12 protein-coding genes are annotated in these 14,909 nt (G+C 38.7%); 6 read left to right on the forward strand and 6 right to left on the reverse strand.

Going from position 1 to position 14,909, the window contains the following annotated elements:
- Positions 1–56 precede the first annotated feature (56 nt).
- From rpoC to ACK1I8_RS02720, 5 genes are all read left to right on the forward strand, one after another.
- Positions 57–4,343 (forward strand): DNA-directed RNA polymerase subunit beta', encoded by a 4,287-nt coding sequence (gene rpoC, locus ACK1I8_RS02700; protein ID WP_412467810.1) that lies wholly within the window; start codon positions 57–59, stop codon positions 4,341–4,343.
- Positions 4,344–4,434: 91 nt separating this feature from the next.
- Entirely contained in the window at positions 4,435–4,701 is a 267-nt protein-coding gene (locus tag ACK1I8_RS02705; protein ID WP_412467811.1) for a hypothetical protein, read from the forward strand.
- An 85-nt stretch (positions 4,702–4,786) separates the two neighbouring features.
- Complete coding sequence (locus tag ACK1I8_RS02710) at positions 4,787–5,098, forward strand: DUF3467 domain-containing protein (protein ID WP_412467812.1); 312 nt, start codon at positions 4,787–4,789, stop codon at positions 5,096–5,098.
- A 76-nt stretch (positions 5,099–5,174) separates the two neighbouring features.
- Positions 5,175–6,398: an OmpP1/FadL family transporter gene (locus tag ACK1I8_RS02715; RefSeq protein ID WP_412467813.1), complete on the forward strand. Its 1,224-nt coding sequence runs from the start codon at positions 5,175–5,177 to the stop codon at positions 6,396–6,398.
- Between the two features lie 11 nt (positions 6,399–6,409).
- Entirely contained in the window at positions 6,410–7,705 is a 1,296-nt protein-coding gene (locus ACK1I8_RS02720; protein WP_412467814.1) for an SGNH/GDSL hydrolase family protein, read from the forward strand.
- Positions 7,706–7,751: 46 nt separating this feature from the next.
- Here ACK1I8_RS02720 and miaA read toward each other — a convergent pair whose 3' ends face one another.
- The 4 genes from miaA to ACK1I8_RS02740 all read right to left on the reverse strand — a co-directional run bounded on the left by miaA (position 7,752) and on the right by ACK1I8_RS02740 (position 11,665).
- Positions 7,752–8,690: a tRNA (adenosine(37)-N6)-dimethylallyltransferase MiaA gene (miaA, locus tag ACK1I8_RS02725; protein ID WP_412467815.1), complete on the reverse strand. Its 939-nt coding sequence runs from the start codon at positions 8,688–8,690 to the stop codon at positions 7,752–7,754.
- A 116-nt stretch (positions 8,691–8,806) separates the two neighbouring features.
- A complete protein-coding gene (locus ACK1I8_RS02730) occupies positions 8,807–9,454 on the reverse strand; it encodes an IS1096 element passenger TnpR family protein (RefSeq protein WP_412467816.1) in 648 nt (215 codons plus the stop codon).
- A gap of 99 nt (positions 9,455–9,553) precedes the next feature.
- A complete protein-coding gene (locus ACK1I8_RS02735; RefSeq protein ID WP_412467817.1) occupies positions 9,554–11,008 on the reverse strand; it encodes a CCA tRNA nucleotidyltransferase in 1,455 nt (484 codons plus the stop codon).
- A gap of 90 nt (positions 11,009–11,098) precedes the next feature.
- Positions 11,099–11,665 (reverse strand): L-threonylcarbamoyladenylate synthase, encoded by a 567-nt coding sequence (locus tag ACK1I8_RS02740; protein ID WP_412467818.1) that lies wholly within the window; start codon positions 11,663–11,665, stop codon positions 11,099–11,101.
- A 349-nt stretch (positions 11,666–12,014) separates the two neighbouring features.
- Between ACK1I8_RS02740 and ACK1I8_RS02745 the strand changes: the two genes are divergently transcribed.
- Positions 12,015–12,572, forward strand: a complete 558-nt coding sequence (locus ACK1I8_RS02745; RefSeq protein ID WP_412467819.1) for a DUF4136 domain-containing protein — start codon at positions 12,015–12,017, stop codon at positions 12,570–12,572.
- Positions 12,573–12,845: 273 nt separating this feature from the next.
- Here ACK1I8_RS02745 and ACK1I8_RS02750 read toward each other — a convergent pair whose 3' ends face one another.
- Positions 12,846–14,045, reverse strand: coding sequence for a glycosyltransferase family 4 protein (locus ACK1I8_RS02750; protein ID WP_412467820.1), 1,200 nt, complete (start codon positions 14,043–14,045; stop codon positions 12,846–12,848).
- A gap of 15 nt (positions 14,046–14,060) precedes the next feature.
- The gene (locus ACK1I8_RS02755; protein ID WP_412467821.1) at positions 14,061–14,879 is read right to left on the reverse strand and encodes a 2,3,4,5-tetrahydropyridine-2,6-dicarboxylate N-succinyltransferase; all 819 of its coding nucleotides are present in this window, start codon (positions 14,877–14,879) and stop codon (positions 14,061–14,063) included.
- Positions 14,880–14,909 lie beyond the last annotated feature (30 nt).

Below are 14,909 nucleotides of genomic sequence, written 5' to 3' on the forward strand. Positions count from 1 at the left end.
GTTCAAACGCCCTCCGCCTTCCGCCTTTCACCTTTCGCCTTTAACCTTACATAAGTATGTCTTACAAAAAGGATAATAAATTAAAAAGCAATTTCACATCCATCACGATTAGCTTATCATCTCCGGAAATTATTTTGGAACGTTCAAGCGGTGAGGTGTTGAAACCAGAAACCATTAACTACCGTACTTACAAACCTGAGCGTGATGGTTTGTTCTGTGAGCGTATTTTTGGTCCGGTAAAAGATTACGAATGTCATTGCGGTAAATACAAACGTATCCGTTACAAGGGTATCGTTTGTGATCGTTGTGGTGTGGAAGTAACTGAAAAGAAAGTACGTCGTGAGCGTATGGGACACATCGCTTTGGTGGTTCCTGTTGCGCACATCTGGTATTTCCGTTCTTTACCAAACAAAATCGGTTATTTATTAGGTTTACCTACTAAAAAATTAGATTTAATTATCTATTACGAGCGTTACGTAGTTATCCAGTCAGGCTTAATGGCTGAAGAAGGTATCAACTATATGGACTTCTTAACTGAAGAGGAATATTTAGATATCTTGGATAAATTACCTAAAGAAAACCAATATTTAGATGATAAAGATCCTAATAAATTCATCGCCAAAATGGGTGCTGAAGCATTAGAAGATTTATTAAAACGTATTGATTTAGATACTTTATCATATGACTTACGTCACCAGGCTGCTAACGAAACTTCTCAGCAACGTAAAAATGAGGCTTTAAAACGTCTTCAGGTTGTAGAAGCTTTCCGTGGTGCCAATACACGTATCGAGAATCGCCCTGAGTGGATGATTGTTAAAATCGTTCCGGTTATTCCACCAGAATTACGTCCGTTGGTTCCATTAGAAGGTGGCCGTTTCGCTACTTCAGATTTAAATGATTTATACCGTCGCGTAATCATCCGTAACAACCGTTTAAAACGTTTGATCGAGATTAAAGCGCCAGAGGTAATTTTACGTAATGAAAAACGGATGTTACAGGAAGCTGTAGATTCGTTATTCGATAACTCACGTAAAGTTAACGCGGTTAAAACTGAAGGTAACCGTGCTTTGAAATCACTTTCAGATATCCTGAAAGGTAAACAAGGTCGTTTCCGTCAGAACTTATTAGGTAAACGTGTGGATTATTCAGCTCGTTCGGTAATTGTTGTAGGGCCAAGCCTTAAATTGCACGAGTGCGGTATTCCTAAAGATATGGCTGCTGAGCTTTACAAACCGTTCATTATCCGTAAGATGATTGAGCGTGGTGTGGTAAAAACAGTTAAATCTGCCAAGAAAATCGTTGATAGAAAAGATCCATTGGTTTGGGATATTTTAGAAAATGTATTAAAAGGTCACCCGGTATTATTAAACCGTGCACCTACGCTACATAGACTAGGTATTCAGGCTTTCCAGCCAAAATTAATTGAAGGAAAAGCGATCCAGTTACACCCATTGGTTTGTACTGCATTCAACGCCGATTTCGACGGTGACCAGATGGCTGTGCATTTACCATTAGGTAACGCAGCAATTTTGGAAGCTCAGGTATTAATGTTGGCTGCTCACAACATCTTAAACCCTGCTAACGGTACACCTATTACAGTACCATCACAGGATATGGTTTTGGGTCTTTATTATATTACTAAAGGCCGTAGAACAGATGAAACCAGAGTGGTTAAAGGACAGGATTCTGCTTTCTATTCTCCGGAAGAAGTTATTATCGCTTATAACGAGAAAGAATTAGACTTGCACGCGTTTATCAAAGTAAGGGTAAATGTTAAACAAGCTGATGGTTCTATCGTTAATAAATTAACTGAAACTACTGTAGGTAGGGTATTGTTCAACCAGATGGTGCCTGAAGAGGTTGGTTATATCAATGAATTATTAACCAAAAAATCTTTAAGAGATATTATTGGTGAAGTAGTGAAAATGACCGGTATGGCCCGTGCTTCTCAATTCTTGGATGATATCAAAGAGTTAGGTTTCAAAATGGCGTTCCAGGGAGGTTTATCGTTCAACTTACAGGACGTAAACATTCCGGTAGAGAAACATACTTTATTAGAACAGGCTGCTGCTGAGGTTGAAGAGGTAAGAAACAACTATAATATGGGTTTCATTACCAACAACGAGCGTTACAACCAGATTATCGATATCTGGACCCGTATCAACAACAGGTTAACTACTTTTGTTATGACTCAGTTATCTTCAGATAACCAGGGTTTTAACTCTGTTTACATGATGCTTGATTCTGGTGCACGTGGATCTAAAGAGCAGATTCGTCAGCTTTGCGGAATGCGTGGTTTGATGGCGAAACCTCAAAAATCAGGTTCAGGTGGCGATATCATTGAAAACCCGATCTTATCAAATTTTAAAGAAGGTTTATCCGTATTAGAGTACTTTATCTCTACTCACGGTGCCCGTAAAGGTTTGGCAGATACGGCGTTAAAAACGGCGGATGCAGGTTACTTAACCCGTCGTTTACATGATGTGGCACAGGATATGATTGTTAACGATGACGATTGTGGTACGTTAAGAGGTATGTACACAACCGCATTAAAAGATAATGAAGATATTGTTGAACCATTATATGAGCGTATTTTAGGTCGTACATCATTACATGATGTGTACAATCCTTTAAATGGCGAATTATTGGTAGCTGCTGGCCAGGATATTGATGAGGATGTAGCTAAAGCGATCGAAGAGTCGCCGCTTGAAGGTATCGAAATCCGTTCGGTATTAACCTGCGAGTCTAAACGTGGTGTTTGTGCATTATGTTATGGACGTAACCTGGCATCTGGTAAACGCGTTCAAAGAGGTGAGGCAGTTGGTGTAATTGCGGCACAATCAATCGGAGAGCCGGGTACACAGTTAACCCTTCGTACTTTCCACGTGGGTGGTACTGCATCAAACATCGCGGCAGAATCTAATATCGTAGCTAAGTTTGATGGTGTAATCGAATTCGAAAATATCCGTACTGTTGACACACAAACAGAAGAAGGAACCGTTCAGGTGGTATTAGGCCGTTCGGGTGAGTTTAGAATTGTTGAGCCGGGAAGTGGTAGAGTTATCGTAACCAATAACATTCCTTACGGTGCTTTCTTATTTGTTAAAGAGGGCGATAAAGTAACTAAAGGCGATAAAATTTGTTCATGGGATCCGTACAATGCGGTTATTCTTTCAGAATTTGCCGGTAAAGCACAATTCGATGCCATTATCGATGGTGTAACTTACCGTGAAGAATCTGATGAGCAAACTGGTCACCGCGAAAAAGTAATTATCGATACCCGTGATAAAACGAAAAACCCTTCCATTCAAATCGTTGACAAGAAAGGTGAGTTTATCAAAGGTTATAACATTCCGGTAGGTGCGCACGTTTCAGTTGATGAAGGCGAAGCAATCCAAACTGGTCAGATTATTGCTAAAATCCCGCGTGCAACTGGTAAAACCCGAGATATTACGGGTGGTTTACCTCGTGTAACGGAATTATTTGAAGCCCGTAACCCATCTAATCCAGCTGTAGTAACTGAAATTGATGGTGTGGTAACTTTAGGTGGCGTTAAACGTGGTAACCGTGAGATTACAATCGAATCAAAAGATGGTGAAGTTAAAAAATATCTTGTTCCATTGTCTAAACACATCCTTGTACAGGACAACGACTTTGTGAAAGCGGGTATGCCATTATCTGATGGTTCAATTTCTCCTGCTGATATCCTTGCCATTAAAGGACCTGCTGCAGTTCAGGAATACTTAGTGAATGGTATCCAAGAGGTTTACCGTTTACAAGGTGTGAAAATTAACGATAAACACTTCGAGGTTATTGTTCACCAGATGATGCAGAAAGTTCACATTGAAGATCCGGGAGATACTATTTTCTTGGAAAACAATGCAGTAGACCGTTGGGACTTCTCAGAAGAAAACGATGCCATGTACGACAAAAAAGTTGTTGAAGATGCAGGCGATTCGACTGAATTCAAACCAGGTCAGATTGTATCATTACGTAAATTAAGAGACGAAAATTCTCAATTAAAACGTAAAGATTTAAAACAGATCACGGTTAGAGATGCAAGACCAGCAACGGCAAGTTCTATTTTACAAGGTATTACCCGTGCATCGTTAGGTACTAAATCGTTCATTTCTGCGGCTTCGTTCCAGGAAACTACGAAGGTACTAAATGAGGCAGCGATTGCAGGTAAACGCGATAATATGTTAGGTTTGAAAGAGAATGTGATTGTAGGTCACTTAATCCCTTCAGGTACTGGTGTACGTGGTTACGAGCGTATCATCGTAGGTTCGCAAGAAGAATACGATAAATTATTGGCTTCGAAACAAGAAGAAGTAGAAGCTTAGGTTTTAATCTGACAGTAATTTTAAGCCCCGGCATTTGCCGGGGCTTTTTTATATGGCATACATTTTGTATTTTTAATTTAAATTTGCAGTCATGAGTGTTACAGAAATCCAACTCTTTCAGATTTTAAAAGCTAAGCTTGGCGAGCAGGAGGCAGAGCAGTTGGTCTCTTTTGTCAAGGAAGAAGTAAGAACTGAATTGGATAACAAAAAAGAGATTTTGGCTACAAAAGAAGATATTGCCAATACAAAGGAGGCATTGGCCAATACCAAAGCTGAAATTATTAAGTGGATGTTTATTTTCTGGATCGGCCAGATTGCAGTTACGGTTGGTATAATATTAACTTATCTAAAAAAATAGAAGGTTAGGAGTTTAAAGGATTTTCCTAAATATTATATATTAAATTCCGCCATTAAGCAGCGGAATTTTTTATTTTTGAACCATTATGGAAGAACAACAAAACGAAAATCAATTAAACATAGAATTATCAGAAGAAATTGCTGAGGGAATTTTTTCTAATCTGGCTATTATTACCCATTCCAATACCGAATTTGTATTGGATTTTATCCGCGTAATGCCTGGTATACCGAAAGCGAAGGTAAAGTCAAGAATTATTTTAACTCCGGAACATGCAAAACGTTTATTATCAGCATTGGATGATAACATACAAAAATTCGAAGCTGTAAACGGACGTATCAAAACGCAGGAAGAACCACCATTTCCGATGGGTTTTGGTGGACCGACTGCTCAAGCCTAAATGCATAAAATTCTTATGAGCAAAAGCTTGTTTGTTATGTTGGCATAGTATATATTTGTGATATAACCATTTATAGATGAAAAAAATTTTATTGAGCGTATTACTTTCTGCTCCACTTTGGGTTTTGGGGCAGGGTTTCCAGGTTAATTTACAAGGTCAGAAGCAAATTGGTATGGCAGGTGCGGGTTCTGCGCTGGCTTTAGATGAAGCTTCTGTATTTTACAATCCCGGTGCAGTATCTTTCTTAGAGAAAAACTCAGTCTCAGCAGGTGTAAACCCATTATTATTTAAATCAGCCTTTAAGCAAACAGGTTCTAACGTTACGGAGAATGTAAAAAATAAAATTGCTCCTCCTTTCGAATTTTATGCGGTTTGGGGTCCCAAATCAAATAAATGGAAGCTAGGCTTAGGTGTTTATACGCCATTCGGCGGTTTGGTTGATTGGGGAAATGATTGGTCTGGCAGATATGCATTAACCTCATTAAATTTAAAGGCTATTTATTTCCAACCTACCTTAAGTATTAAAATTACCGATCGTATTGGTATTGGAGCCGGTTTTGTGTACAATCATGGTGATGTAAATCTTCAAAGGGCGCTACCGGTAAATTATCCTGATGGGCGCTCTGGACATGCTACTTTGGAAGGAACCGGAAAAGGTTATGGTTGGAATGCAGGCTTATATATTAAAACCCTGAGCAATATTTCATTTGCGCTCGTTCATAAATCTAAAGTAATTACGAAGTTAGATAATGGTACTGCAGAGTTTGATGTGCCAAGTTCATTAAGGTCTTCTTTCCCTGCAGGAAATACATTCAGTTCAGAATTACCTTTACCTGCGACAACGAGTTTAGGTGTAGGCATCCCATTATCGCAAAGTACTACATTGGCATTTGATGCCAGTTGGGTACAATGGCATATCTACCAGGATTTATCATTTGATTATGCGACCAATACTCCAGCGTTGGCCGATACAAAGTCTGCACGTAATTACCGTGATGGATCGTCTTTTAAACTAGGTATTAATCACCAGGCATCAGAAAAACTGGCCTTAAGGGCTGGCGTGGGCTATGCGCTTTCGCCGGTACAGGATGGTTATGTAACACCTGAAGCACCGGATGCCGATCGTTATATTTTAAGCGCCGGTTTAGGTTATACGCCTACCCGCCATTTCGAGGTTAATGCATCATTCTTTTTTGAAGATGTTAAATCTCGCAAGCAAAAAAATATAGAAACCGGCCTGGATGGTACTTTTAAAACTTTGGTTTATGCACCAGGTATTTCATTAACTTATAAATGGTAGGAGAATTTAAGATGAAAAAATATATATTAAATAGTTTCATTGCTGCTGCCATTCTTTTCACGGCAGCCTGCAAACCAGAAATTGAAACACCTGCGGGGACAACAGCAGGGCAAGCGAATTTCAGCAAGTACATTGCTGTGGGTAATTCATTAACATCAGGTTATGCTGATGGTGGTTTATACTTAGAAGGCCAGAAAGTGGCATATCCAAATTTAATTGCTGCGAAGATGTCTTCAGTAGGAGGAGGAGCCTTTGCTTCTCCGTTCTTTAATGAAGATCGTTTAAATGGCTCAGGTTATTTGTCATTGTCTGCATTGGTTAACGGTTCGCCAACATTAACTCAGGTAACAGATAAATTAGCTTATAGAGATGCCGCAAAACATTTGGATAAATACAGTGGAGAAATCCAAAATTTGGGTATCCCGGGTATGCGTGTCGATTTATCTTTCGATCCAACATTTACTTTTAGTGCAGCTAATCCGTTTTTTGAGCGTTTATTAACCGATGCGCAAGTGGGCAAAACCAATTATTTTCAATATATCCAGGGAAGAAACCATACCTTTTTCTCTATCTGGTTGGGAAATAATGATGTGTTAGGTTATGCTTTAAATGGTGCGGTAACTGTAGCAGGTGATCCGACCACTGTATTAACAGATAAAGTAACCTTTTCTTCCTTGTATGCTAATTTATTAAATGCCTTAACTGCTGGCGGTCAAAAAGGTATTGTAGCCACTATTCCTGATGTTACGGCTATTCCTTACTTCAATACCGTTAAGCCTTCTTTACTACTTGCTGCTGCAAAGGCCGCTAATCCTGCTGCTCAGGCCGTATTTATTCAAACCGGTACCGGTACAGTAAGGGCAGCAACGGATGAAGATTTAATCCGTTTACCGTTTCAATCAGCTGGTTTATTTGGTCAGGGAACTATTCCTTATGGTTTACATCCATTAAACCCAATTGCAAACAATTGGGTACTGGATAAAGATGAGGTGATTAAGGTCAAAGATTATGTAAACAGCTACAATAGCAGCATAAAATCTATTGCAACCAGCAAGGGTTTAGCGATAGCAGATACTTATGCTTATTTTAACCAGGTAAAAACTGGATTAATGGTACAAGGTATCGGCATTAATGCTGCATTTATTTCAGGTGGTGCTTTCTCTTTAGATGGGATTCATTTAACGCCGAGAGGAAACGCAGTAATTGCGAATGTATTTATCGATGCTATTAATTCTAAATACGGCTCTGCTATTCCTACAGTCGACATTACACAATATAGAGGAGTGAAATTTCCTGATGCGAAATAAGATTTAAGAATTCATGAAAAAGGGGAGTATTTTATGCTCCCCTTTTTTATTTTTCGGTTATTTTACGCTCAATAAAATCGATAATTTCTGTGCTTTGATCGGGCTCAAACCAGTTGATTTCCTCATCTCTCCTAAACCAGGTAAGCTGACGCTTGGCAAAGCGGCGGGTATTCTGTTTAATGGCAGCAATGGCATCTTCAAGAGAATGTTTTCCGTCCAGGTAATCAAAAAGTTCACTATAGCCTACCGTATTTAGCGCATTGTATTTTCTGAAGGGGAGGAGCGATTTTACTTCGTCCAATAAGCCATCAGCCATCATCTGATCCACTCTGCTGTTAATTCTATTATAAAGAACAGCCCGATCGGTATTTAACCCGATTTTGATGATATTAAAAGGTCGATCTTTTTTAGTGGCCGACAGCATAGAAGAAAGTTTTTGTCCGGTGGATAAAAAAACTTCCAGACCCCTGATCATTCTTTGAGGATTTTGTTGATCTACCCTTTCAAAATATTCTGGGTCTAATTCAGCCAGTTGATTTTGGATAACAGCCAAACCTTCATCTTCAAGCTGTTTATTTAATTTTTCCCTGATCGATAAATCGACATCGGGCATTTCATCTAAACCGTTTATCAAAGCATTTACATATAATCCAGAACCCCCGACCATAATAGACTGATCATGGTTTTGGAAAACTTCTTCCAGTTTTTTTAATCCTTCTATCTCAAAATCGCCTGTGCTGAACAATTCCGTTATAGTGTGCGAATCAATAAAATGATGCTTAGCGGTTGCCAATTCTGCTGTACTAGGTTTTGCGGTACCTATTGCCATTTCCTTAAAAAACTGTCGTGAATCAGCAGAAATAATTTCTGTTCCAAAATGTTGAGCCAGTTGAATAGCCAAGGCTGTTTTGCCAATGGCAGTAGGGCCAACAATGGATATCATGGTTTTCTTTTTTTCTGAAGATGATTTAACTGATGCCATCATTATTGTAAAAGAAAAAGTCAGATATGCTTTATACCTGACTTAAGTTTTTTATAATTTGTTAAGTGGATGCTGGAATAAATCCGATAGCTATCGGATCAGCATGAAGATAAATAAGATTAATAATCATCTTTGTGACTATCATCTTCGAAATGATCGTCATCAGAAAATTCATCTCCGAATTCGTCTTCTTCATTTTCTTCATCTTCATCATCCCGCTCTTCCTCGTTTATACCCATCTCGCCCATGGCCTCCAGTTCGTCGGTGTCTTCAGGTATAAAGTTCATTTCATTCAGGAAATCAAATTCACTGGCCGCCGCTGCCCCTCTCGGGTCAACCGCTTGTGGACTATTCTGCTCCATTATTTTTGGTGCTTCACCAATACTTTTGGCTAAAAACGGGTATTCAATGTTAGGATCGGCATCAAGTATGATTTTGACCAGTTCTACATGGAAATCATAAGGACGATCGAAATTATAGATATAGTAAAACTTTTGATGTGGATCTTCAATAAAACCGCTCAGTTTGGAATTTTCCATTAAAACTACACGGTCTTTTTTACGTTCGTTCGGTAAATAAGCAATTTCATCGCCTTTTAACCAATTATCGGTACTTACATAAAAAGATGAAGGTTTCTCGACATTATAACCCGTCGATCTGTGGATAGCTTTATGCAGATCTTCAAATGTTTGGTTTGATTTAATGTCGATCTCTCTCACAACATCATCAAAATCTTCAAAAGTAATTCTAAATTTATAAATGGCCATTATTTTATTTTGGAATCGTAAAAATAAAGTTAATTTGTAATTACCGCAAACACGATGTGCCATAAAAGACACCGTATTTACATTGTTACGGCAATCAAATTATTTATTAACAGGATATAATCCCATTTGTTTTGCCTGATTAAGCATAAAATTAAAGGCTTCCTGATAATCGTTTGTGATCTCACCCTCCAGTATGGCCTCACGAATGGCATTTTTAATTAACCCTACTTCCCTCCCCGCATCGAGGCCAAAAGTTTCCATAATATCGTTGCCGGTAATGGGAGGTTGCCAGTTTCTGATTTTATCCCGTTCTTCAACATCTTTTAACTTTTGCTTTACCAGTTCAAAGTTATTCCGGTATTTCGTTTTCTTGTATTCGTTTTTGGTCGTTACATCGGCATTGCAGAGCAACATCAGGCTTTCAATTTCTTCACCGGCATCAAAAAGTAATCGCCTTACGGCAGAATCTGTAACTGTTTCCTGTGCCAGCACAATCGGACGCAGGTGAAGCTGCACTAATTTTTGTACATACTTCATTTTTTCGTTTAAAGGGAGTTTTAACTGTGCAAATATTTTTGGAACCATTCTGGCACCCCTGTCTTCATGGCCGTGGAATGTCCAGCCGTGACCCTCTTCAAAACGTTTGGTAGCCGGTTTGGCAATATCATGTAAAATAGCCGCCCAACGCAACCATAAGTCGTCGGTATCCGCACAGATGTTATCCAATACTTCCAGCGTATGATAGAAATTATCTTTGTGTCCTTTGCCTTTAATAATTTCCACGCCATACAGCTGTGCCATCTGAGGGAAAATGATATGTAACAATCCCGTATCAAAAAGGTATTTAAAGCCAATAGATGGTTTTTTCGAGAGGATAATTTTATTCATCTCATCAGTAATCCGCTCCTTTGATACAATGCTGATACGCTGTTTTTGTGTTTTTATGGCCTGAAGTGCGGCCTCATCAATATCAAAATTAAGTTGTGAAGCAAAGCGGATGGCCCGCATCATGCGTAAAGGATCATCAGAAAAGGTAATTTCCGGATCGAGCGGTGTACGGATCAGCTTATTTTCGAGATCTTTGACCCCGTTAAAGGGGTCCAGTAATTCACCAAAACGATTGGCATTTAAATGGATTGCTAAAGCGTTGATGGTAAAATCCCTGCGGAGCTGGTCGTCTGCTAAAGTACCGTCTTCCACAATGGGTTTACGCGAATCAGAGCGATAGGATTCTTTCCGGGCACCAACAAACTCAATTTCCAAATCCTGAAATTTGATATTTGCCGTGCCGAAATTTTTAAAAACAGCCACCTTGGTGTTCAGTTTTCTGCCCACGGCTTCAGCATAGGCTATGCCGCTGCCTACAACAACAACATCAATATCTTTTGAAGGACGATTTAAAAATAAATCGCGAACAAATCCTCCGATTACATATGCTTCTGTTTTATGCTTATCGGCAATTTGTGATAAGGTTTTAAATATTGGATGTTGTAGGTGTACCCCTAAATCCCCTAAAAGGGACTTGGGGTTCCCCTCGTTTAAATCAGACTGCATATGTAAGGGTAGTTTAATTGTTCAAAATTAAGCAAAACATTTGATCGGTAAAGACTATAGAAGATTCAAAGCCCCTTTAGGTATTGAGTTTTACTTTCGAATAAATTCAAACTGTCCGCCTGGGGAAAGTTTCATAATAGTTGATGGTTTTTTGCTGGTTCGACTTTCCTGTTCAAAATCTATTACATAATCAACAGCGTTGATAATTTCAGGATCGATATCATCAAAGAATTTTGGCGATGGTTGTCCGCTTAAATTTGCAGAGGTAGAAACGATAGGTTTTCTGAAACGTTGGATCAAAGGCGTGCAAAAATCGTGTTTAACAATCCGGATACCTACACTACCATCAGTATTGATTACATTTGGAGCCAGGTTTTTAGCATTTGAAAAAACAATGGTGAGTGGGTTTTCTGCGTATTCGATCAGATCGTAAGCCACGTCGGGTATTTCGGCAACATAACTTTGCAGTTTGTTGTCTACGTCCAATAAAACAATTAAGCTCTTTTCGGCGGGACGGTTTTTTATTTTAAGTACTTTATCTACTGCTTCCGGATTCGTTGCATCGCAACCTATTCCCCAAATGGTATCGGTAGGATAGAGGATCACCCCGCCCGATTTTAATACTTCTAATGCTTTGTTAATCTCATCTTTTAGCATTTTGCAAAGTTAATTGATAAAGCTTAAGTTCAGTAATGTACCTAAAAAAGAATTTTAGCATCTGTATATATTTTATTTCAACTGGTTGTTACGTTTTGAGGCAATAGATTAATTTCTAATAACTGGTTATTATATAAAATATATTTAAAACAGGAAGATTTTTTCTTGATTATTCAACAATTAATCCAATTGTAAAATATTTAGTCTGAGTGATATAACGTCAAAACATAATCAGATAGAAATCGTTTTATAGATAACAATCTGATTGTAAAAAAATGTTAAATGATTTACCATTTGGTTTGCAAGATCGTTATATTTATGTCAGGTTATTTAGACAACAACGCACAAAATGAGAACAGCACAAAAATTATTAATGCTTTTTACAGTGGTATTGGCATTAGCAGGATGTACAACACTCCGCACCGCATCAGACTATGATAAAGATGTTGATTTAAGCAGTTATAAAACTTACAATTTTTACGATAAAGGTATCGCAAGGATAAAGCTCAACAATTTAGACAAGCGCAGGTTAATGGCTGCGGTTGAAGCTGAAATGAATGCGAAAGGCTTTACCAAATCAGATCGCCCGGATATGTTGGTTAACTTGGTAGTGGTTGCCCGTGAAAAAACCGATATCTATGGCCCAGGTTATTACGGTGGCTGGGGATGGGGCTGGCGTGGCGGCTGGGGAAATCCTTTCTGGGGCGGCGGCGGAACCTTCGTGAACCAGTATATTGATGGTACCATCATTATCGACTTCCTGGATCCGGCTAAAAAGATTTTATTCTGGCACGGACAGGGATCAGGTTTTAACCTCGATAACTTCAATAAAAGGGAACAACGTTTGTATACCGGTGTAAAAGAAATATTGGCGCAATATCCATCAAATGGTGTCACCGCCAAATAAGCAGGAGAAATTAAATTTGCAAGAGGGCTGTTGAATTTTAAATAATTCCAGCCTTTTTTTGTACAGTCAATGCCAGCTTAAACCTGACATTTGCGGAAAGCCCGTAATCCGATTCTTCATCGGATGAGGACTTATAGCATTGACAGGGCTAACATTTATATTAGCAGAATCCTTGCTTTTCAAATATAAAAAGCCATTTTTTTCAATTCACTCTGAAATTATGGGTTCGCCATGCGCTGTATCAAGGAAATATGGGCACGTTACGGAATAGCCTTATAGAGATAGATAACAATTCATCAGTTGCTGTGTAACTACAGAACTATTGAATTTTTGGACAAATTGCAGCCCTTTTTCCTTCATTTCTTTTTGAAGTAAAGGGCTTTCCACAATTTGATTAACAGCGTTGGCTAATCCCAGGGTATCGTTTGGCGAAACATACAAACTGTCTGGGCCGCCGGCTTCTTCTAAGCACGAGCCTGTTGCCGCAACGACCGGAATTCCTGAATATAATGCCTCAATAATCGGGATTCCGAAGCCCTCATAGAAAGACGGATAAACAAAAACACTGGCCATTTGGTAAATGCCAGGCAAATCGGTAAAAGGAATATTTTCTAAAAATAGGATCCTGTTTTTAAGACCAAGCTTTTCGATTTCCTTTTCTACAGTTTTAAAATAAGCAGTTTGCTTACCTATCACCACCAATTTGTATTCTTTGCTTACTTCTTTTAAAGCCTGGACAACCAGTTTTAGATTTTTACGCTCTTCAATGGTGCCAACATTCAGCAGATATTTATCAGGTAGTTTATAGGTTGCCTTAATCTTGCTTAATTTTTCTTTTGGAAACGCTGTTTTAAAACTATCATCACAGCTCTGGTATATTACTTCAATCTTTTCAGGGTTAATCCCGTACAGATCGATAATATCTTCCTTTGTTTTTTCGCTGATGGCGATAATTTTATTGGCACGTTTGCAAGCCGATTTACTTTTCCATTCATATAATTTCCGGTCGATAAATTTATAATACTTTGGATAGCGAAGGAAAATTAAATCATGTATGGTTACAATTGATTTAATTCTGGTATGTTGTATGGCTAACGGAATTTCATGACTAAGGCCATGAAAAATCTGGCATTCGTCTTGGGTTAAATCTTTTAGAATATTTAACGTCCTCCATAAAAAAGGCCCGCTTTTAGGAAGCCTTAATTTGATGTTTTCCTTTTCAAAAAAAGCATCTATCTGTCTGGCGGATTTTACTTTTGGTGCATAAATCAAATACTCGTGTTCAGGAAACTGATCCGCCAGATGCTCAATTAAAGAACGGCTGTAATTACCAAGTCCGGTTAAGTTATTGGCAGCACGCTTACCGTCAAACCCTATTTTAAGCTTAAAATTTAAAGCCGAAAGACCAAAGCTTGATTGATCAAGTTCAGTACTATCGGCCTTTTGATTTTTATTTTCGCTTTCAGCTTTCACCTTTTTGCTTTCAGCTTAAACCGCCACATTATTTTCTCTCAACGCATCGTTAAGTGAGGTTTTCTTATCTGTACTTTCTTTACGTTTACCAATAATTAAAGCGCAAGGAACCTGATATTCGCCCGCAGAGAATTTTTTAGTATAACTTCCTGGTATTACAACCGAACGAGCCGGAACAATACCTTTATATTCTACAGGAGTTGGGCCGGTAACATCAATGATTTTGGTTGATGCTGTTAGCACTACATTGGCACCGAGAACTGCCTCTTTTTCTACTTTAACGCCTTCTACAACAATTGCTCTTGAACCTAAAAAAGCATCATCTTCGATGATAACCGGAGCAGCTTGTACAGGCTCTAAAACACCACCAATACCTACACCACCACTTAAGTGAACACGTTTACCAATTTGAGCACAAGAACCAACCGTAGCCCAGGTATCAACCATGGTACCTTCATCAACATAAGCGCCAATGTTTACATACGATGGCATCATGATTACACCTTTTGCCAAAAATGAACCATAACGCGCGCTTGCCATAGGCACTACACGTACGCCAGTTGTTTTGTAATCGGTTTTTAATTCCATTTTATCATGGTAAACAAATGGACCACTTTTAATCTCCTTCATCTCACGGATCGGGAAATATAAAATTACTGCCTTTTTTACCCATTCATTAATGCCCCAAGAGTTTAAAACTGGTTCAGCTACACGGATTTCGCCTTTATCCAAACCCAGGATTACGGTTTCGATGGCTTCGCAATAGTTGCTATATTGTAAAAGTGTTCTATCTTCCCAAGCGGCTTCAATTAATTTCTTTAAATCTGAATACATGATGTTTTTTAATTTTACGCAAAATAAATC

The organism is Pedobacter sp. KLB.chiD (genome assembly GCF_047040275.1).
Classification (GTDB): domain Bacteria; phylum Bacteroidota; class Bacteroidia; order Sphingobacteriales; family Sphingobacteriaceae; genus Pedobacter.

Excerpts from the sequence above, each read along its gene's own strand:
- rpoC (WP_412467810.1), top strand. The coding sequence starts at position 57 with ATGTCTTACAAAAAGGATAATAAATTAAAAAGCAATTTCACATCCATC.
- ACK1I8_RS02705 (WP_412467811.1), top strand. The coding sequence starts at position 4,435 with ATGAGTGTTACAGAAATCCAACTCTTTCAGATTTTAAAAGCTAAGCTT.
- ACK1I8_RS02710 (WP_412467812.1), top strand. The coding sequence starts at position 4,787 with ATGGAAGAACAACAAAACGAAAATCAATTAAACATAGAATTATCAGAA.
- ACK1I8_RS02715 (WP_412467813.1), top strand. The coding sequence starts at position 5,175 with ATGAAAAAAATTTTATTGAGCGTATTACTTTCTGCTCCACTTTGGGTT.
- ACK1I8_RS02720 (WP_412467814.1), top strand. The coding sequence starts at position 6,410 with ATGAAAAAATATATATTAAATAGTTTCATTGCTGCTGCCATTCTTTTC.
- miaA (WP_412467815.1), bottom strand. The coding sequence starts at position 8,690 with ATGATGGCATCAGTTAAATCATCTTCAGAAAAAAAGAAAACCATGATA.
- ACK1I8_RS02730 (WP_412467816.1), bottom strand. The coding sequence starts at position 9,454 with ATGGCCATTTATAAATTTAGAATTACTTTTGAAGATTTTGATGATGTT.
- ACK1I8_RS02735 (WP_412467817.1), bottom strand. The coding sequence starts at position 11,008 with ATGCAGTCTGATTTAAACGAGGGGAACCCCAAGTCCCTTTTAGGGGAT.
- ACK1I8_RS02740 (WP_412467818.1), bottom strand. The coding sequence starts at position 11,665 with ATGCTAAAAGATGAGATTAACAAAGCATTAGAAGTATTAAAATCGGGC.
- ACK1I8_RS02745 (WP_412467819.1), top strand. The coding sequence starts at position 12,015 with ATGAGAACAGCACAAAAATTATTAATGCTTTTTACAGTGGTATTGGCA.
- ACK1I8_RS02755 (WP_412467821.1), bottom strand. The coding sequence starts at position 14,879 with ATGTATTCAGATTTAAAGAAATTAATTGAAGCCGCTTGGGAAGATAGA.